The organism is Lysinibacillus sp. FN11 (genome assembly GCF_024628845.1).
In the GTDB taxonomy this organism is placed as follows: domain Bacteria; phylum Bacillota; class Bacilli; order Bacillales_A; family Planococcaceae; genus Lysinibacillus; species Lysinibacillus capsici.
In genome coordinates, this window is the sequence record NZ_CP102383.1 from 4,043,551 (window position 1) to 4,062,489 (window position 18,939).

At 36.2% G+C, this 18,939-nt stretch carries 19 protein-coding genes; 4 read left to right on the plus strand and 15 right to left on the minus strand.

Going from position 1 to position 18,939, the window contains the following annotated elements; genetic code table 11:
- Positions 1-48 precede the first annotated feature (48 nt).
- Positions 49-744, plus strand: a complete 696-nt coding sequence (locus tag NP781_RS21300) for an L-2-amino-thiazoline-4-carboxylic acid hydrolase (RefSeq protein ID WP_257520788.1) — start codon at positions 49-51, stop codon at positions 742-744.
- Positions 745-748: 4 nt separating this feature from the next.
- Entirely contained in the window at positions 749-1,960 is a 1,212-nt protein-coding gene (locus NP781_RS21305) for a Zn-dependent hydrolase (RefSeq protein WP_257520789.1), read from the plus strand.
- 167 nt (positions 1,961-2,127) lie between these two features.
- On the opposite strand, the gene NP781_RS21310 is transcribed toward NP781_RS21305, so the two are convergent.
- From NP781_RS21310 to NP781_RS21320, 3 genes are all read right to left on the minus strand, one after another.
- Positions 2,128-2,250, minus strand: a complete 123-nt coding sequence (locus NP781_RS21310; protein ID WP_255538329.1) for a hypothetical protein — start codon at positions 2,248-2,250, stop codon at positions 2,128-2,130.
- A gap of 104 nt (positions 2,251-2,354) precedes the next feature.
- On the minus strand, positions 2,355-3,182 hold the full coding sequence (locus tag NP781_RS21315) for a hypothetical protein (RefSeq protein ID WP_257520790.1): 828 nt from the start codon (positions 3,180-3,182) through the stop codon (positions 2,355-2,357).
- Entirely contained in the window at positions 3,172-3,696 is a 525-nt protein-coding gene (locus NP781_RS21320) for a sigma-70 family RNA polymerase sigma factor (RefSeq protein WP_004225272.1), read from the minus strand. The genes NP781_RS21315 and NP781_RS21320 overlap by 11 nt, the downstream gene beginning before the upstream one ends.
- 139 nt (positions 3,697-3,835) lie before the next feature.
- Between NP781_RS21320 and NP781_RS21325 the strand changes: the two genes are divergently transcribed.
- Together NP781_RS21325 and NP781_RS21330 are read left to right on the plus strand one after the other, a co-directional pair.
- Positions 3,836-4,618: an ABC transporter ATP-binding protein gene (locus NP781_RS21325; protein WP_221681760.1), complete on the plus strand. Its 783-nt coding sequence runs from the start codon at positions 3,836-3,838 to the stop codon at positions 4,616-4,618.
- Positions 4,615-6,234: a hypothetical protein gene (locus NP781_RS21330; protein ID WP_257520791.1), complete on the plus strand. Its 1,620-nt coding sequence runs from the start codon at positions 4,615-4,617 to the stop codon at positions 6,232-6,234. Before NP781_RS21325 ends, NP781_RS21330 begins: the two co-directional genes overlap by 4 nt.
- 54 nt (positions 6,235-6,288) lie before the next feature.
- On the opposite strand, the gene NP781_RS21335 is transcribed toward NP781_RS21330, so the two are convergent.
- The 12 genes from NP781_RS21335 to NP781_RS21390 form a co-directional block, all read right to left on the minus strand.
- The gene (locus NP781_RS21335) at positions 6,289-7,578 is read right to left on the minus strand and encodes a histidine--tRNA ligase (RefSeq protein WP_257520792.1); all 1,290 of its coding nucleotides are present in this window, start codon (positions 7,576-7,578) and stop codon (positions 6,289-6,291) included.
- A 250-nt stretch (positions 7,579-7,828) separates the two neighbouring features.
- The gene (locus NP781_RS21340) at positions 7,829-8,260 is read right to left on the minus strand and encodes a MarR family winged helix-turn-helix transcriptional regulator (RefSeq protein WP_257520793.1); all 432 of its coding nucleotides are present in this window, start codon (positions 8,258-8,260) and stop codon (positions 7,829-7,831) included.
- Positions 8,250-8,531 carry a transporter suffix domain-containing protein gene (locus NP781_RS21345; RefSeq protein WP_103118974.1) on the minus strand — a complete coding sequence of 94 codons (282 nt, stop codon included), beginning with the start codon at positions 8,529-8,531 and terminating at the stop codon, positions 8,250-8,252. Before NP781_RS21345 ends, NP781_RS21340 begins: the two co-directional genes overlap by 11 nt.
- A 144-nt stretch (positions 8,532-8,675) precedes the next feature.
- Positions 8,676-10,310, minus strand: coding sequence for a DUF4179 domain-containing protein (locus NP781_RS21350; RefSeq protein ID WP_257520794.1), 1,635 nt, complete (start codon positions 10,308-10,310; stop codon positions 8,676-8,678).
- Positions 10,297-10,830 (minus strand): RNA polymerase sigma factor, encoded by a 534-nt coding sequence (locus NP781_RS21355; RefSeq protein WP_004225288.1) that lies wholly within the window; start codon positions 10,828-10,830, stop codon positions 10,297-10,299. The genes NP781_RS21350 and NP781_RS21355 overlap by 14 nt, the downstream gene beginning before the upstream one ends.
- Before the next feature lie 258 nt (positions 10,831-11,088).
- Positions 11,089-11,325 carry a small acid-soluble spore protein Tlp gene (gene tlp / locus NP781_RS21360; protein WP_004225290.1) on the minus strand — a complete coding sequence of 79 codons (237 nt, stop codon included), beginning with the start codon at positions 11,323-11,325 and terminating at the stop codon, positions 11,089-11,091.
- Between the two features lie 163 nt (positions 11,326-11,488).
- Positions 11,489-12,700, minus strand: a complete 1,212-nt coding sequence (locus tag NP781_RS21365) for an MFS transporter (protein WP_257520795.1) — start codon at positions 12,698-12,700, stop codon at positions 11,489-11,491.
- Positions 12,701-12,853: 153 nt separating this feature from the next.
- The gene (locus NP781_RS21370) at positions 12,854-14,212 is read right to left on the minus strand and encodes a TraB/GumN family protein (RefSeq protein WP_257522564.1); all 1,359 of its coding nucleotides are present in this window, start codon (positions 14,210-14,212) and stop codon (positions 12,854-12,856) included.
- A gap of 212 nt (positions 14,213-14,424) precedes the next feature.
- Positions 14,425-15,117, minus strand: coding sequence for a stalk domain-containing protein (locus tag NP781_RS21375; protein WP_257520796.1), 693 nt, complete (start codon positions 15,115-15,117; stop codon positions 14,425-14,427).
- Positions 15,118-15,269: 152 nt separating this feature from the next.
- On the minus strand, positions 15,270-16,940 hold the full coding sequence (locus NP781_RS21380) for a helix-turn-helix domain-containing protein (RefSeq protein WP_257520797.1): 1,671 nt from the start codon (positions 16,938-16,940) through the stop codon (positions 15,270-15,272).
- A 135-nt stretch (positions 16,941-17,075) separates the two neighbouring features.
- On the minus strand, positions 17,076-18,068 hold the full coding sequence (locus NP781_RS21385; RefSeq protein WP_257520798.1) for an ABC transporter substrate-binding protein: 993 nt from the start codon (positions 18,066-18,068) through the stop codon (positions 17,076-17,078).
- A 327-nt stretch (positions 18,069-18,395) separates the two neighbouring features.
- Positions 18,396-18,884, minus strand: coding sequence for a VOC family protein (locus NP781_RS21390; RefSeq protein ID WP_221681788.1), 489 nt, complete (start codon positions 18,882-18,884; stop codon positions 18,396-18,398).
- Positions 18,885-18,939: the final 55 nt, after the last annotated feature.

Here is an 18,939-nt window from a genome sequence, read left to right on the forward strand (position 1 = left end):
ATAAAATCCAAGTAAATCAATATGATTTGTAATGAGGGGGCTCATAAAATGGCAGAGGAAAAATTAATGATGAAGGCTTTATCTATGGACATAATTACCGCAAAAATGTTTACAGAATTACATCTCTCCATTACAGAGCAGTATGGAGAGCATGGTCGGAGATTAGTACAAAAAGGTTTAGAGGCGTTTGGTTTAAAGGATGCTGAAGCCATGGCGAAAAAAGCAACAGCAGAAGGTGAAAATCATACTTTCTTTGAATACTTACCTCAAATCGTTGTAGGTGAAGAGAAATTTGCTGATTTAACACCGTTTGCTCGATTTTCTAAAATGTTTGCACAGATTGCCAAGCCAGTGGTAGACGAATATGGAGAAGCTGGTGAACAAGTGATTATGCGGGCAGTAGAACGTTTTGGCCATAAGCGGGGCCAAGGTATTGCTCAACGTGCTCGCACAAACGGCCTAGAAAATTCCGTGGAGCATTATTTAACTAACTATGATATGGGTCGTAGTGATTTGTTTGAAATCGAAACCGTTTATAAAGAAAATGAGGTTGAACAAACGTTTACTCATTGCCCATTAGGTCAACAATGGGCAGATGATAATATGGGTAAATATGGCATTCTGTATTGTAAAGTCATCGACCCTTCTATTGCTAAAGGGTACAATAAAAGCCTAGAGGTGGTACATGATCAATTTGTTTTACGTGAAGGACAGTGCCACTTCCAATTCCAAATGAAAGAGTGATGTCATGATTAACGGAGTTAGGCTCGTACAGCATCTTCAAGACTTAAGTCAAATTGGTCGCAATGAAAAGACAGGTGGCATTAACCGCTTCTCGTTCACACCAGAAGAAAAGCTGGCAATTGAGTTAGTCACAGCTTATATGGAACAAGCAGGTATGAATGTCACAATCGATGCAGTTGGAAACCTTATTGGTACATATGGTGAAGGAAATGAAACCATTATGCTAGGCTCTCACATCGATACAGTACCAGAGGGTGGTAAATATGATGGAGCATTAGGGGTGCTAGCAGCTATTGAAGTGGTACATACTATGCATGAGCAACAGTTGCTACCCTCTAAAAAAATTCAAGTTGTCGCTTTTAAAGATGAGGAAGGCACGAGATTTGGCTTTGGGCTCCTTGGCAGTAGTGCAATGGCTGGTCTTTTAACAGAGGAGCAATTACAGCATACAGATGAAGCTGGCATTGCTATTGAAAAAGCCATGAGGGATTTCCATTTATCACCTTATCCTTTAACACAAGTGCATCGCAATGACATAAAAGCTTATTTAGAAATGCATATCGAGCAAGGAAAAGTATTAGAAAATGAAGACCTACCAGTCGGTGTAGTCACAGGTATCGCTGCCCCTTTATGGCTAGAGGTAACCGTAACAGGGGTTAGTGAACATGCTGGTGCAACACCTATGCCTATTCGTCAGGATGCTCTAACTGCGGCAAGCGAAATGATTTTAGCTATTGAGCAACTATTAAACAATACAACAGATTCCGTTGCAACGGTTGGTAAGCTAACGGTCTCTCCAAATGGAACAAACGTTATACCAGGTAAAGTCACGTTCTCGATTGATGTTCGTGATATTGACGAAAATAAAGTAAGTGCATTAGAACAAGAAATTATGCAACGACTTCAACAAATTGCTGAACGAAGACATGTTACATTGACTTCAAAAGTATTGCAGCGTATTAAACCAGCAAAAACGGATGCCATGCTACAACAGCAACTCACTACAAGTATTGAAAAGCAAGGTATACGACCTTATTCTCTCATAAGTGGTGCTGGGCATGATGCAATGAATATAGCTGAAATTGCACCGATTGGGATGCTATTCGTCCGTTCAAAGGATGGTATTAGTCACAATCCCTTAGAATACAGTTCAGATGAGGATATTGTTGTAGCAACTAATATTTTTTATGATGCTGTTGTGGAACTTGCTAGATAGACTACTATATTATAGAAGAAAGCCATTCTCTATATTGTTGAGAATGGCTTTTTTAATATTTTTCATAGCCTTCATTTTTATCTTGAGTAATCATCTTTTAAATGAAAGGCTCTTTTTTCAGGGTATATGTTAGGCGATCACCTTGAAATGATAGGTAAGCTGTTCCTTCAAAGTTTCATATTCATTGACCGCTTGAGCAAATAAGCTTGGATATCCCCTGCTTGAACTTTCTCTACTATAGCTTTTATATCTGCGCCCATATTCTTATTGGATTTAGTTGGTATAGTCACAAGCTTCCTCCTCTCTATCTGTATAACTAAATTCATCACCATTTTGTGACAGCAAAGAATAAAAATTAGAGGGAAAATGAAGCTTGTTCAATTTTAAAGTAATATTAATAGATTTTTCCGTTTTCATCACAGTAAAATTCAATGGTAAATCTCTTCTCAAATTGAGCGTTATTTAATTCAAAAATCCCTTCTATTTGAATACTAAATGTTCGTCCGTCGTCAATTAAAGCTGTTTTATAGGAGGTTTGCTTCCACGTTCCTGATTGCGTTTTTATTAGTTTTGTAGAAACATTTTCAACAGAAGAAAACATTTGGCGTTTGCGAGATGCATTATATTGTGTTTCAAAATCCCCTGTTACCTCCACAGTTCTTAAAATATCAGGGAAGTACATATAGGTCTTTTTAGTTGTACTACCGTCTTCACTCGTAATTACAGGTTCTGGTGTAATCAGGTAATTATTAATTCTCTCTCTTTCTGTGGCTAAGTGTTGTCTCACCCAAGATTGAATGTTCTTTTCAAATTCTTCAGGTGAAATCCAATATTCATCTTCGAAGTCTTCAATTGGTCCAACAGCAATGTTTAAACCTGATTTCAATTCCATCGCTTCTTCTATAATTTTTACATATTGCTTATAGTACTGCTTTTTCATTTCTTCTGTAAGCGGTGGAAGTGGTTCTCCAACTGTATCCTCTTGCTCATCAGGAATAGCTAGGGGAGAATCCGTTGGCGATATATTTTGCTCCACATTTTGAATAGTAGGTATGAGACTGATTCCAATTAGGAGAACCGCAAATATTGAAACCATTAAAGGCTTCCATTGATATTTAGGTTTGTGAGATTGGTGTAATTTAGCCTGAATACTCGCTTTATCATTCTCGGATAGCTTAATAGATGTAGGTATAGATTTCTCAAGTTCATTTTTAATATTCATATTCTAAATCACCCTCCTCTATCGTTATTTTTGCTAATTTTCGTCCTCTGGCTAACCTTGTTTTTACGGTGTTAGGTGAGCATTTTAACACTTCAGCTATTTCTGCTATTGATAATTCAACATAATAATGCAGCCAAATCACTTCACGATATTTAGTGGGTAAAGAATTGACTAATTGCCCTATAGACTGATTCTGCTCTTGTTGTAAAATATCCAGTTCTAGGGAGTCTCGTTTTAGCCAGTTTTTCATTTTCTCCGTCACTTCAACTTTTTTATAATGCCAGCTTTTCAAATAATTTTTGCATTCATTTACGGCTATTCGATATAAATAGGTTTTAGCGGATGAACGGCCTTCAAAGACATCGATGCTTTTATAAAATTTAATAAAAACCTCTTGTACAAGATCCTCTGTTTTTTGTGGTTCTTTTACATATGTATAAATTAATCGCTTTAAATAATCTCCATGCTGATTCATTACTTCATAAAGCAATTTTTCTTTCTCATTAGGTGTCATGACGATCCCTCCCCTCTTATAACGTTAGACAAGGCTAGGAATGAACTGGTTTCATTTCAGGAAAAAGAATATCCTCTCTTTTAATATGATATAGTGTAATTATGGTTAATTTTTCTAAATAACTGAAAGGGGCTATAGAATGGAAGAGATTTTAACAATTACGAATTTAACGAAGAGTTATGGAAACAAGGAAATCCTGAAAGGAATTGACCTTCATGCAGCTAGAGGTGAAATCATTGGTTATATTGGCCCCAATGGCGCGGGTAAAAGTACAACTGTAAAACTTATTCTAGGGCTAGAAGGTGATTATGGTGGCGAAATTAAGCTCTTTGGGAAAAGCATAAGGCAAGATCAAATTGATTATAAACGGCGAATTGGTTACGTTCCTGAAATCGCTGATGTTTATGATAACTTAACAGGCTATGAGTATTTAACCTTCATCGGCCAGCTATATGGATTAGAGCTAGAGGAGGCGGCTGACAAATCCAAATCACTAATGGAACTGTTTGGAGTTGGTGAAGCGTACCATTCTAGAATTTCCTCTTATTCTAAAGGCATGCGTCAAAAACTACTAATTATTGCAAGCCTAATACATAATCCAGACCTGCTATTTTTAGATGAACCGATCAATGGCCTAGACGCAAACAGTGTCATGATTTTTAAAGAAATCTTAACGCAACTAGCTGCGAACGGAAAGACTATATTTTACTCATCCCACATTATGGATGTCGTTGAAAAAATCAGTAGCCGTATCATTCTGCTGTATGATGGAAAAATCGCAGCGGATGGAACATTTGCCCAATTACAAGCAGATAATACCGAAGGAACATTAGAAAGGATTTTTAACCAGTTAACAGGATTTCATGAACATCAGGAAATCGGAGAAAAATTTGTGTCCGTCGTTCGTGGGGGACAATTATGACAGATTTCAAAACGCTACGATTGCTTGATAAATTCCGATGGCTTTTTATAAAAATGGGCATTGATTATGGCATGATGAGAAAAATCCTCCATATAAAATTAACGATGGATGAACGGAAAGTACCTACCCTATTTAATCAAAACAAAAAGAAAGACAATCAAAAGTACGGCTACATTAAGTCTCTATGGATTTATATGTTATTCGGGCTTATACTTATCCCGCTTATGGGATTTGGTCAAAATTTTCTATTTCAGATGAGTATTGCCTTTGCAATGATCATCTTTTTGATTATGACTTCATTGATTTCTGACTTTTCTTCTGTGCTTTTAGATATACGAGATAAAAGCATACTTTCAACTAAGCCTATTTCGGCTAAAACAATTAATGCAGCAAAATTTATGCATATTTTTATTTATTTATCTTATTTAACATTGGCCCTCACAGCCATCCCTCTAATAGTCAGCCTTTTTACTCAAGGGATTGTATTTTTTATTTTAACAGGTCTTGAAATTCTATTAATGAATTTATTTATAGTTGCCATCACAGCCATTTTATATATTGCCATTTTACGCTTCTTCGATGGTGAAAAGCTGAAGGATATGATTAATTATGTACAAATTGCTTTATCTCTAATGCTGATGATTGGCTATCAAGTTCTTATTCGATCCTTTGAATTCGTCAATTTAGATATGGTAGTGTCGTTTCATTGGTGGAACCTCTTCTTAATACCGATGTGGTTTGCTGCGCCTTATGAACTCATACTGCATGGTGACACATCCTTATTGACAGTCATTTATACCATCTTAGCAGTGATTGTACCTATTATTTCAATTTGGATCTATATTAAACTCATACCAACCTTTGAACGTAATCTCCAAAAACTGCTAAGTACAAGTAAATCTAAAAAGGAAAAGAATAATCGACTAAAGTCGTTTTTATTAACCATTGTGTGTAGAACACACGAGGAACGAGCTTTCTATCGCTTCGCAACTCTGATGATGAAGCAAGAGCGAGAGTTTAAGCTAAAGGTCTACCCATCTTTAGGTTTTTCATTTATTATTCCCTTTATTTTTATGTTTACTTTTAGCCGAGGGGAAGAAGTCGATTATGCTAGTAGTATAAGCTATTTAAATATCTATTTTAGTATGATGATTATACCATCCGCTGTCCTTATGCTTGGTCACTCTGCTAAATATAAGACCGCATGGATTTATAAAACGCTCCCGCTTAAAGATTATACAGATTTACAAAAAGGTAGCTTAAAGGCATTTTTAATTAAATTGTATACTCCGTTATTTTTAGTACTAAGTATAGTCTTTAGCTATATTTATGGTATTCGAATTATCCCTGATTTACTAGTTGTTTTGATAACAAGCTGGTTATATACCATCCTTTGTTTCGTCATGATGACAAACAAATTACCCTTTACCAAGCCCTATGATGAAGTTAACGATGCACAAGGCTGGAAGATTCTTTTATTATTGATTCCTTTAGGCTTACTTGTAGGGCTTCACTATTTGATAGCTCAGATAACATACGGTGCTACTATATATTTCATTGTGCTTTTCTTCATCAACATTTTGATATGGAAACTGGTTTTTAAATCGGAAAAATAACCAAAAAAACGGCTCAAATCCTATAATAGAGTGGGATCAGCCGTTTTTTCCATGCTATGGTGTTGAAAAGATAAACGCAACGATTTCTTCCTCACCGCTTTTCATATCTTTTATTTTATACATATTTTGATTGACCTCGTTATCCCCTAATACAATAACCTTTGGCGTGTTTTCACGATTGGCTTTTTCCATCGCCTTTTTCACTTTTTTCCCACTTAGCTCAACTTCTATTTTATATTTTTCTCGCCGTAATGCAGTTGCTAGCTTTAGTGCCTCTTTTTCTGTTCCCAGAGGAATTATATAAATATCCACGCTAGGAGCGTTTTGCTCTATTTTTCCCGATAGCTCTAATGCTGTATAGATGACATCTAAACCAAATGAAATACCAACAGTAGCATAGGTTTGATTTGTCTCTAAAAGGCCACCAATCGCATTGTCATAGCGTCCCCCACTACCAATACTTGAGCGGATTGTTCCATCTGCTAAAAAAATTTCATAAATTGTTCCTGTGTAAATTTCAAGTCCTCTTGCTAAAAATGGATTGAAAATACATTGCTCACTTATTCCAAGTGCCTCTAAATAAGAAGTTAGTTCCATTAATTCCTGTAAACCTTGTTGTAAAAAGACATTCTCGGTCGCGAATCCTTCAAAATACGCCATACTTATTTGAGGACGTCTATCTAAAAAGTGTTTTATTTTATGAATACTATTATCTGATAACCCCAATGCCTTCAATTCTATGAGCATCGTTTTCTCGTCTATTTTTTCAATCTTATCTAACGTTAAAATGACGCGATTCATTTGATCCTGTTCAACCTCAAATAATTGCAGCAGACCGACTAAAAGCTTGCGATTATTAAATTGGAGATTAATTTTCAATTTAAGCTGATCAAAGGCATCTATCGCCATCATCATTAGCTCCGCCTCAGCAGCCTGTGATTCTATTCCAACAATATCAACATCACATTGTGTAAATTCGCGAAAACGACCAGCCTTAATCGGGCCATCTCGAAACACTTTGCCAATCTCATATCGTTTAAATGGCATAGCAATCGCTGGATTCATCGCTACAACTTTTGCAAATGGAATTGTTAAATCGTAGCGTAACGCTAAATCACGCTCACCTCGATCTGTTAATGTATACATCTCCTGTAAAATCTCAGCACCACCACCATATTTAGAAGCCATCAGCTCTGTATAGTTAAGAATAGGTGTTTCTAACGGCTTGCAGCCATAGGCTATAAATGTATCTTCTAACGTACGTCGTATCACACGACGAGTAGCCTCCTGCTCTGGTAAGTAATCTTGTGTTCCTCGAACATTTTGGTAGTCCATTTTTTTCATCATCATTTCCTCCTCATTTTTAGAGCAATAAAAAAACCGTATAACGATAAAGCTCAAATCAGCTTTATTTATACGATTACATGAGAAATAGTCTTCCTATTCAATATTAATAATTTAATAAAGATAGCAAGACTAGTGATGATGATGATGTTTTATTGTGAATGATTGGACAAGAGTAATGACCATGTTTATTCCCCCTTTTATATTAAGGGTTACTATAAGACACACCCGATAAAATGTCAAACTTTTTCTAAAATTCATACAGTATTTTTTTCATTTTTTCTAGAGTAGCTAACATTTCAGCTAACTCTTCAGTTGTTAAGTTAGCCTGGTACTTTTCTGTAATCTGTTGATTAAAGGCATCAACTTTCTGTCTATATAATAGACCCTTCTCACCCAATTCAACAGAAAAGGCACGCTTATCCTCCTCTTGCTGCCTTTTCACTATAAAGCCATCCTGTTCAAGCTTGGTTAATTGCTGACTCACTGCACTTTTTGTAATAGCCATTTTATCTGCTAGTTCTGAAGGTGAGCAGGACGGATGACGCATCACTAATGTTAAAAGAACATATTGCTGATTATTTAAGGAGAAATTAGTATAAGCTCTTTCCATTTTCTCAAGCATGATCCAAATATCTTCAATAGTTTGATTTATTTGCTCCGCTACCTGGTTATTCTTCATTTTTTTGAGTGTCACCTTTTTCTCGCCATTTTTTAGGATTTAGATAGCTTTTAAATTTGTTGGCTACTTCTTTTCCAACAAGTAAAGCACCAAGCCAAAATAAGATTTCAGCCAAAATAATACTTCCTGGTATAATTCCTGCCTTTACTTTTGTAGGTATCGGTGTGAAAGGTGTAATAATTGGGATTAACCATAAAGAAAGTGAAAAGATAATAATACCTAATCCAAGCTTATAAGCAAAAGATTTTTGTGTTTTTTCGTTAGAGGTCATGTATCTTCTCCTGTAATAATTAATTTATTTAAGTTAACTAAACTATATGATACATTTCTTTTTATGTAAAGCTCTTTAATCTTTATAGCAAAAATCCCATCTATTTGAATAGTAAAAGTCAAATAGATGGGATTACTAATTTAGTTATTTTCCAAATGTAAGGGGTATACGTAGCTCATCATTTGCCTTGTTAGTTAAATATTTATAAATTAGAATTTCTAGCTCCTTCTTGTCAAAATTCTCATAAACATCCATTCTTTTATTATTTTCAAGAATGCCCATAAATTCAGGTGTCCCATAGATTTTTTCTTTACCCTCTAAATAATAGGTTTGATTGACTCCAGCAAATCCTGGATCCGGGCTTAATGATTCGACATAAAGGTTATTGTCCTTTATATAATAAGTCCATGAAATTGGGTACCCTGCTATATTAGATGTTACACTTTGAGGCTTTGCTGATATGTTTGTTAATTGAATTGAATTGTCGTCTCCGTATAAACCTTCAACACGGTTCTTAGCAACGAAAGTTAAAGACTGATTTTCCAAAGAAGCTGCATTTAGTCCATTTATTTCAAAGCGTAGCTCTGTTTCATTAGGATTTCCATCCTCACCCGAAATATACCCAGTCAATAAAGTTCCACCTACATCCAGTTGATAATCCATATAAGGGAAAGTTTCGTATTTTTCTTGAGTAAGAATCAATCGAACTTGGGTCGGTGTAACCGTCATTTCATGAATTTTAGTTCCACCAGGCACATTGTCAATTGGAATATCTAGTACTTTCTTAAATGACGTATTTTCCAGTTGTTTTTTAGAGAGATTTAGTTGCATATTCCAAGCGCTTTCTTTTGTTTCTAGTATGCGATTATAAGAAATTTCGAATTTAGTTCCCTCTTCTTGTAAGGCTTCAGACTCGAATAGTTGCTGACTAAAATATTCTCCTTTTGCTCCCTGTTTTCCCATGAAAGATCTTTTCCCTGTTTCAATTGAATGATTCGTATTATTAATCGCCTCAATGAATATCCCTGTATTTCGGACTTTTAAATCTGTAAGTGTAACTGCCGTTTTAAGCAATATTTTACCCTCATCTTGTGCAAAAGATTGAATAGACACCGTGTCAACTCCATCCTTTTGAATAGGGAACACTTGCGTAGTTAAGTCATTTGGATTATAGTCGATAGAATATTTCTTATCGCTGATGAATTGAATATTCTCCATCATAAGCTCCACATCTGTCATCTGTCCTTCAGCAACCCAATCCGTTTCAAAATAACCCTGAAAGGTACCAAGCTCCTCATTCCAAGAATGTGTATAATTCCCTTCAATAAAGTTACCCTTTGAATCTTTCAGCCTGGTATGTTCAAAGCCTATATCCTCTCCATCCCAAGAGGCATCAGGTTTCAGACTATACAAAAGAAAGGTTCTGTTATCATCGATAAACGCCGTATGTACAGTTAGCGTAAACCCATCCTTCGTAACAGATTGTTCAATCGTCTGCCCTAAGCCTTGATCTAATGCAGACTGAATACCAGCTCTATAAGAAAGAATAGTTGACCAATCATAATTCAGTGCTGCGTAGACAGGTGTAGCCATTAGAGCGACGGCTAATCCTGCAACCAAAACAAATCTCTTTCTTTTTCGAGGTAGAACTTCGATCGGTTCATCTACCATTTTTAGTTCATCCTGCTGGATACTGTTCCACATTTGTTCAAAGTCAGGATACTTTATGTTATGGTCTGCGTTCATCTCTTTTTTCATTTTCTTTTCAATGCGTTCCAAATTGATTCTCTCCCTTCAACCATAAATTTTGATTTTGTTCTAGTTTTTTGCGCATGATTTTCAATGCCTTATGGAGTCTCGATTTCACTGTTCCCACTGGAATCTTTAAGGTTTCCGCAATTTCCACTAATGATAGCTCACCAATGTAGCGTAGGGTGACAACAGCCATTAACTTTTCTGGTAGCTGTCTGAGTAGGGCCTCCCATTCCTCCTCAGCTGCCTTCTCCAATACAATGGTATCTACAGATTTAACTGATGCCGTAGTTTGCTCCTGCAGCAACTGTACCTGACTCACTTTTTTTAACTGAGCTTGCTTTCTTTTAAGCAAATTTAAACATTGATTCATCGCAATTCGTAAAATCCAAGCACGTGTATGCTCTACACTTCTCCAATCCTGACGAAAGACGGTGACAAATACATCATGGCAGAGATCTTCCGCATCTTGGGCATTCCGTAGCATGTAATAACAGGTACGGTAAACATCTTTGTTGTATGAATCGAATAATTCACGTTCTGTCAATCCAAGGCACTCCTTTCTGATGGTTCTACGTTATAAACAAATGATTACTAGAAAAGGTTCATTTTTTTAAGAAATTCATATACGTACTTTTTTAATTTAGTGTTTATGTAAAAAAATCCAGTTAACATGTGCAAAATAAAAACAGATGGCAATATAGAAGTCCATTATGGAACATCTAATCCATCTGTTTTTGCCAACTGGGGAATGGTAAGTGTAGGCAATATCATGAATCACATTTGATTCTTCTAGAAACTAATTTTAAATTTCACCTTTTTTTCGTGCTGTCATTTCATCTTTCATTTCCTCTTTTAAAGCTTCAATTGACTGTTTACGTCGCTTATTTTTTTCCTTTAGCCTGTTACTTTCTAGAGGATCTGCAAATTCCATACTCATTTCTGCTTCCTGCACTTTCTCTTCAGTATTTTTAACAATATCACGAATGCGTTCAACATTATTAGATCGATCATCTGGTTTTCGATGTCTTAAATTAGCCATGTTAACCTCCTCAAATTGTAACATAAGGTTATTTTGGAATGATTTTATCATTATATGAGTGCTAACTTTTACTAAAATAACATCCTTTAATCGCTATTTGTCCAATAATTCTACCTTCATTAGAAGCAATTAAGTTTCGCCATTTAATAGCCTGACAGGACTTTTAGACAATCTCTTCCTTCAAACCTTCATAGGCAGATTTTGAATGCATAAATACATATAAAACTAGAGAGATGAAAATTGCTACGATTCCAAAGGCGATGCAGACCATTTGTAGGGAGAGCCATTCCGCTAGCAATCCTAAGGCTAACGTAAAGACAATCTGTAGCACATTAATGACCATTGTGGAAACACTACCAAAACGGCCCATAATTGATGTGGGTACACTTATTTGATAAAAGGTGCTGTAGCCTGCATTACAAAATGACATACATATTCCTAATGCTATAAAGCTAACAATCGCCATTATCACATTCGGTGAAGAGTAAAACAATGTATAGCAAATTGTGGTCAAAAGCAGACCATAAACAATATATTGTCTTGTTGAAAACCTTTTTGCATAGCGAGCAGCCATTGCTCCACCAATTATTGCCCCAATCCCAGCGATACTAACGATGACACCGTATAGACTATCTGAAGCTTGTAGGTTTTGTTTAATAAATGTTGCTTCCTGTGAGTCTAATGCAAAGGCAATCATCAATGCACCTTGAAAATAAAGAAATACTTTGGCAAAGACTTGCTCTTTTTTAATATAAGCGTAGACAATACCATAATCCTCTTTTAGCATCCTCCAAGTAATAGGTTTTCGGTGCATGGCCTGATGATCTTCTACTGCAGGAAGCTTAAAAATAGAGAGCGCGCAGATAAAGAACGTCAATGCATTAAACCAAAACGCTACGTATACATTGGAAATGGCAATGATAAACCCAGCCAATGCTGGCCCAATTAAAAATGAGCCTGAGCTAAACATTCCTAATATTGCATTAAAGGATTGTTTATCTTCGTCTGGAATATATTTTGAAATATAATAGGTACTACTTGGTCCAAAAAAGCTACTTGCTATATTAGATAAAAATAATACGCAATAGATGAGCCAAATAGAGGACGTAAAAGGTAACAATAAAATCAATATGCCACGAATAATATCACTATAGATCATTAATTTTTGTTTATTCGATCGATCAATAATGGAGCCTGCAAAAAAGCTTGTTAAAATTCGAGCAATCGGTCCTACAATAAATATACTCGCCATAGCAGTAGGCGACTCTGTTAAATGCCAAACTAATAAATTGAGGGCAACTAGATTCACCCAATTTCCTAAATACGAGAAACCAAAGCCAAATAGAATGAGCCAATACTTCCTAGCAATGCTCATAAGTCCCCTTTCTATCACCAAAATGAATGATTGGTCTTTTTTGACATAAAAGTATTCCCTTAGATAATCATATCTATCGATGAATATCGGTGCAACTAAAAATAGCAACCCTTAGCTAAGTTCATAGCTTTGGGTTGCCTTTTTACTTTTTCTTTATTGATAAAATGGCTTTACCTTGTAGCCGCTTTTCTCTAAATGATAGCGAATATTTTTATCGATTAGAAAGTGACCTGAACCAACAACAACAAAGTACTTACCTTCTTTTTCTTCCAGTACATTCATGATTTTCTTGGCCATTTGTTCATCACGTAGACCAAATAGCATTTCATTAAATTCAGACGATGTACCTTCCATTGCTTGGAAGCTTTTTGCAAACTCTTCAACATTTCCTTGCTTCCAGCTTGTAAACCACTCTTGAAGTACTTCAGATTGATTTTCTTCCGATGGATGAATGATACTATCCAGTACAGCGACTAATGACTGCTCCTGTGCCTCTGGTGATAATCCTTCAAACATATCAACCTGTGCTCTTGTACCTTCTAATTCAATCACTGGCTTTTGCTGCAACTGTGCATTTAATAAAAAGTATATATCGATACCGTGCATTGCCATCTCTTGTGGTGTCATACCAAAGGAATCGTCCATAGCTAGCATCGATAATGTGCTAGAAAGCATCCACGGCTTTTGAACTGTTAGCTGGTCCATTGGAAGACCATAAAGCTTTGCCACTTGTTCAAGCTTCGCATATGTTTCTGGTGCTACAGCATCTTTCAATGTTGAGCCGTCTGTATACATTGCTTTTTCTGAATAGTATTCAAGTGCTTCCGTATCCAAGATATTCGCCTCTAATAGCAGTGCATCCGATTCATCGAACGCCGTTACTAATTTCTTATCGAATGGATATAAGTCTGGTGTTCCTAAATGAATAGAACCTAATAAGTAGATAAGCGTATCCTCGTCCTCTACTACCCAGGCTACCCCTTTAGATCCTTGCTCTGCAAGTGCATATGTACTCTGAATGAAACGAACAGCTAGTAAAACAGCCTGTTGAGTCGTTGCCTTTTTCTCTAGCTGCAGTCCATTTGGAGAGCCTTGTAATATATTTTGCTCTTTCATAAATTGAACAGCATCTGTACCAACAGGTAAATCATACCGTGCTACAATATTATACAAGCGATTGACAATATCACCACGTGTATTATCGTTTTTCACACTTACTGGTTTGTATTGTTTATTTTCAGCTAAGCCTAGAGAGGCAATCTTCTTTTCTGTTAAAGCTAGTAGTTCATTTACTTTGTCCACTGGAATTTCCTGAAGAAAACCATCGAAGTACCAATCAGTTGAGTAGATCCCGTATTTTTCGCCCTCATTTAATGTTTCTATTGCCCATTCGCTTATCGACGGTACTAGGGGTGTTGTTTGCTCTTCAGCATGAATCACAGGGACAACTGTCGTCAGCATTAATGAGGCACCAAGCAACGCTGCACTCGTTCGTTTCATCATCTTTTTCATCAAATTCTTTTCTCTCCCTTTTCCTATTTTATGTATCAGTATCGTATGAAATTATACCATATACTATCCAACTATTTTATAAGTAAAAGTGCAAATATTTACAAATATGTATTGACATTTCTCTATTTTGAAATAGTTATGAAGAGGTTAAATTTAATGAGACGATGACAAATTAGTATGTCATCGTCTTTTTTGTTTAATAGGCAGAAGGTTTATTGAATAAATTTAGGATCTAATATACCTAAACCACTGCCTTCCAGTTCAAACTTCACCTTTGAAACTCCATCTAAATTAACATGAACCTTTACCTTATCTTTGATTGCTCCACTATCAAAAACTAATTTACCATCTGCGTAAATTTTCAAGAAACCTGCTCCAAAGGAATTAGCTGCTAATTTTTTAATTGGTGCCAAATAGGTTTCGAATCCCTTGTAATTTCCATTGGCTAAGTATTCCACTGCATGGTCTTGAACTGCGCCTCCTCCATGATAACCACCAAGCTGATAGGATCGCTCAAATTTTTCACCTGTACTAATAATGACAGAGCTTGGATTGTGGAAGAAGTGGTCTTCATCACTTCCAATAGGTTTTACATCTTTTAAAGCGATGAATTTTGGAACATCACCAATATAAACGGATTTTGTTTTCCCATCCCATGTTACTTCTTCACCTAAAGATTCAGCAATAAATCGCATTGGGACATATATTGTGCCTTGATAATTAAATCCAGCTTGACCTTCTGGCGGTACTTTCTCAACCTTATCTACATAGTAATTAATTGGATCCTGAGACACGCTAATCTTTTTCAGGTCACTTGCTGCTTCCGATGTTGAAAAGTAGGTAAAAGTCAAACCTCCTACTATAAAAAACCCTAAGTAACTAGTTATTATAAATAGCTTTTTCATAAAATCACTCCTTAAAATAAACATAGATATATGTAATTATACCAGAAATTTCATACAGGCTTTAAAGATTTATATCAGGATTATTTTTTGAGCAATTATACGATTAATGGCAAAAACTCGATCCAGCTAATGTATCGAGTTTTAATTTTTGATTATCGAATAATTTTCTTCTTAAAAATAGACGGTAGTACCTCTAACAACCGTTCACGTGTAATGGGATCACAATGATTCCATGTAAAATCTATGAAATGAGTCTTACCTGGAGCTAGCTCGATTAACGTGGCGATTTGTGGACAGTGAGTAATCGTTAGTAATTCTTGGGGGGAAGACAAGATAAAATTACGCTCTCCAGCATAGTGATTTATTTGATGCTGCTGAATTTCTATCCATGCTTGCCCTTGCTCGATTAGCAGCATTACCTTAGGAGTAGGACGAAAGCCAAGAGATTCATACAAGCTGGCAGCCAATCCAGTCTGACACATAACATAATATTTAGTATCTAACTTGAGATAAACAGTCGCCGTCTCCCCAGCAACATAAACATCTGCTAATTGCCTACGTAACAATCTTACTTTGTTCTCATATGTAGTAATCCACTTCTCTGCCGCTTTACTCCGTTCAAATAGTTTAGCAATATATCGTAACCGCTCAAATAGACTAAGCTTGCTACTCAGTATAATAGTAGGCGCAATCGCATCTAGTTTCTGCAAATCATGTTCAGGATGAAAATAGCTAAGCAATAATAACTCTGGCTGCAGCTGAGCTATTTTATCCGGATCGACCCAATGCCCAATACTATGAATGTTCCTTAATTTATTGTGATAAACCACGTTATCTTTCATGATTGAGATGGCCGCTCCTATAGGGGGTATGCCTAGAACAAGTAATTCCCCAAGTGTAAATTTGCCATCAGTCACAATACGTGTTGCATCTTTAGGAACATGAATCTTTCTACCAAATGAATCGATAACTGTTCTTTCTGGAGTATAAAGGTGAATGTTTGCATATTCACGTGGGGTGTTTCCAGTTAATTTATGAAAGCATCGACTAAAATAATATTCATCCTTAAACCCAATTTGTCGAGCTATTTTTCTCAATGGCTCAGTGGAATTACTAAGAAGTTTTTTTGCCTGGTTTATACGTACATAAGTCAAATAATCAGTCGGCTTTTTACCGGTCAATACTTTAAACTTTTGACTATATTGCCATCTTACCATTCCAGCCATGTTAGCTAATTGTTCAACTGTCAAGTCCTCATCATAATGCTGTTCTATGTACTGTACAGTTTGTTGAACCAATTTTGTCTTTTCTTCGTTCTGTAACAGGTTAGCTTGTTCATCTAACTGAACCATCATAGCTAGAATTTGCTGAAGTCTACCTTGCAACATGGCCATTTCTAATGTGGATAGAGAGGAACAAAATCGATTATTTATCCATGCTTCATTTCCTAATACCTGCTTGACTTGAGAAAATAACAGATGATAGGGATAACCATAAAGCAAGGGTGGATGAGCAATTCGGTTCAAGGTCATTCCTTCTACCTCAAAGGTTTCAAAGGTAAAGCGAGCAAGCTGTGCCTCTTTGTTTCTTGACTCTACCGTGTAGCTTTGTACAGGTAAAATGAGCGTGCAGCTTCCTTGTCGTAGATCGATTGCCATTTTGTCTACATATAGTCGTATGTCAGGACTGAGTGCTATCAATAATGTACATAAATTTGTTTCATGATTATTTATTCCCTCATTATGGCTATTAGCTGACATTAGTCGGTCAACTTGAAATCGATCATAGTGTTGTAGTCTAATATATAAGGATGACAGATTCATAAGCAACTCTCCAAACATTGAAAATGATTCTCATTATCGTTATTGTAACATATAATGACCCACTATTAACGATTGTTCGAGTATGAGCTATTTAGAATACTAGCGGTTTAAAAATTGATTGGGCGGATACATTTTTTACTGTTTGCGCATCCACGCTGGTAGCTTTTGGAACAATTGCTCCAAAGCTAATAAATTATCTGTATTCCATTCATTAGGAACAACATAAATTTTTCCCTCTTTGACCGCAGGCAAAGTTCCCCATATAGGGCTTTGTAGCAACCGATCAGCTTGTGCTTCACTTTCACTATCCTCTTGTACAATGACAAACAAATGATCACCAGCAAACTCAGGAAGCACCTCTTCGGAAACCTCTAGGAAAGATACCCCTTCTACATCAATAATATTCTTCTGTACTGCTGGTGGAACAGCAAAGCCATTTTTTCCATAAATAATAGCACCTAGGCTACGATCACCCATGACATAAAGCGTCTTACCTAGCTGATAGAAAACTGTTGCAGTCTCCCCTTCTGTTAATAGAAACTTGTCAAACATTTCGTTAGACTTTGTTTCAAACTTAGCAAGCAATTGAGCTACTTCTTCCTGCTTGCCTAGGATATTCCCCATCTCTTTTACTCGTTCTGTATAAGGAAGAGCAGGGTTAAAGGGAATCGTAGTAGCAATTTTTGATAATTCTTCATTAAGATTTGGATCCGCCTTGTAATAGCCATTAATAATTAGATCAGGTTTTAAAGTCAAAATCGTCTCTAAGTCAGCAGGATTACCAATATCAACGATCCCTTCAAGTTTGCCTTCATAGTAACTAGGAGAATCTTTAGGAAGATTATTACCAACAATCGCAATATCCATCGCCAAGAAATCACCAACTGTCTGACCAATATAAACGACTCGTTTTGGATCTGCAGGTATTTCAACCTGTTCACCTGTAATCGTTGTATATTGAACAGCTGTCTCACTTTCCTCTGCTTGCACATCAGATTGAGTATTTTTCTCGTTTTCCTTTTCCTGCGCCTCAGATGTGTTGCTATTAGAACTACATGCCGCTAATATCAATAGCAACAGGAGGAAACTCCCCCATAGTATAATTCGCTTTCCTATATATTTCTTCATATTTGTTGCCCCTTTCTAATTTATCTTTAATTGAAAATGATTATCATTTACAGAGTTATTATAGATTTTATGAAAGGGCGAAACAATGAAAAAAACGCAATAATTTATTTGGATAAATGTCAATACTCAGGATTATGATAGCCTTTTGGTTTTTTATCTTCAGGTTTAGTGAAGAATTATTCATTCGTTTTCGACTATATGATCAAGTTAGAGCCTCAAGAGGGAAAATGGTGAAATTTAAGCGTAAAAATTAGCTCCCTATAGAAACAAAAAAGAAACCATTTTAGTGGTTTCTTTTCATATCAACAAACTTGTTGATTAGCTATACTATTTGATTTCTTCAGCGAGCTCTAAAATAATTCCTTCTGGCCCACGAACGTAGCATAATTTATAGGCGTTTTCGTACCTATAAATGTCACTAATACGTTCTGCGCCCGTCTTTACCAATTTGTTAACGAGGGCTTCAATATCTTCAACATTGAAGGCAATATGCTGGATACCCATAGTATTTGCTAGAGGATGCTGGATGCCTATTTCACTTGATGGCGCGTTAAATTTTACAAGTTCAATATTCGCCTCACCGTCTGGTGTTCGCAACATTACTATTTCTAGATTTGCGTCACTAGCTGACGTTCGCAATTTTGCAGCGTCCTCTTTAATATCTTGAAGCCCTATTACCTGCTCCATCCTCTTCACCCATTCACCCTCCACTTTTCCTTCCCCTATCACCTCAAGGCCAAAGTCAAGAAAAAATGCTTTAGCTGAAGGAAGATCATTGACGATTATCCCCACATGATCAATCTTACGGATTTTCATATTTCAAACCACCTTTCTCCTATTTGAGTAATTTATTTTTAATTCCAGAATAACT

What these genes read in the sequence shown, in the direction of transcription:
- NP781_RS21325 (WP_221681760.1), top strand. Translation starts at nt 3,836, where the DNA reads ATGGAAGAGATTTTAACAATTACGAATTTAACGAAGAGTTATGGAAAC.
- NP781_RS21385 (WP_257520798.1), bottom strand. Translation starts at nt 18,068, where the DNA reads ATGAAGAAATATATAGGAAAGCGAATTATACTATGGGGGAGTTTCCTC.
- NP781_RS21315 (WP_257520790.1), bottom strand. Translation starts at nt 3,182, where the DNA reads ATGAATATTAAAAATGAACTTGAGAAATCTATACCTACATCTATTAAG.
- NP781_RS21330 (WP_257520791.1), top strand. Translation starts at nt 4,615, where the DNA reads ATGACAGATTTCAAAACGCTACGATTGCTTGATAAATTCCGATGGCTT.
- tlp (WP_004225290.1), bottom strand. Translation starts at nt 11,325, where the DNA reads ATGGCTAATTTAAGACATCGAAAACCAGATGATCGATCTAATAATGTT.
- NP781_RS21305 (WP_257520789.1), top strand. Translation starts at nt 749, where the DNA reads ATGATTAACGGAGTTAGGCTCGTACAGCATCTTCAAGACTTAAGTCAA.
- NP781_RS21300 (WP_257520788.1), top strand. Translation starts at nt 49, where the DNA reads ATGGCAGAGGAAAAATTAATGATGAAGGCTTTATCTATGGACATAATT.
- NP781_RS21365 (WP_257520795.1), bottom strand. Translation starts at nt 12,700, where the DNA reads ATGAGCATTGCTAGGAAGTATTGGCTCATTCTATTTGGCTTTGGTTTC.
- NP781_RS21375 (WP_257520796.1), bottom strand. Translation starts at nt 15,117, where the DNA reads ATGAAAAAGCTATTTATAATAACTAGTTACTTAGGGTTTTTTATAGTA.
- NP781_RS21370 (WP_257522564.1), bottom strand. Translation starts at nt 14,212, where the DNA reads ATGAAAAAGATGATGAAACGAACGAGTGCAGCGTTGCTTGGTGCCTCA.
- NP781_RS21345 (WP_103118974.1), bottom strand. Translation starts at nt 8,531, where the DNA reads ATGACCTCTAACGAAAAAACACAAAAATCTTTTGCTTATAAGCTTGGA.
- NP781_RS21390 (WP_221681788.1), bottom strand. Translation starts at nt 18,884, where the DNA reads ATGAAAATCCGTAAGATTGATCATGTGGGGATAATCGTCAATGATCTT.
- NP781_RS21340 (WP_257520793.1), bottom strand. Translation starts at nt 8,260, where the DNA reads ATGAAGAATAACCAGGTAGCGGAGCAAATAAATCAAACTATTGAAGAT.
- NP781_RS21380 (WP_257520797.1), bottom strand. Translation starts at nt 16,940, where the DNA reads ATGAATCTGTCATCCTTATATATTAGACTACAACACTATGATCGATTT.
- NP781_RS21320 (WP_004225272.1), bottom strand. Translation starts at nt 3,696, where the DNA reads ATGACACCTAATGAGAAAGAAAAATTGCTTTATGAAGTAATGAATCAG.
- NP781_RS21335 (WP_257520792.1), bottom strand. Translation starts at nt 7,578, where the DNA reads ATGAAAAAAATGGACTACCAAAATGTTCGAGGAACACAAGATTACTTA.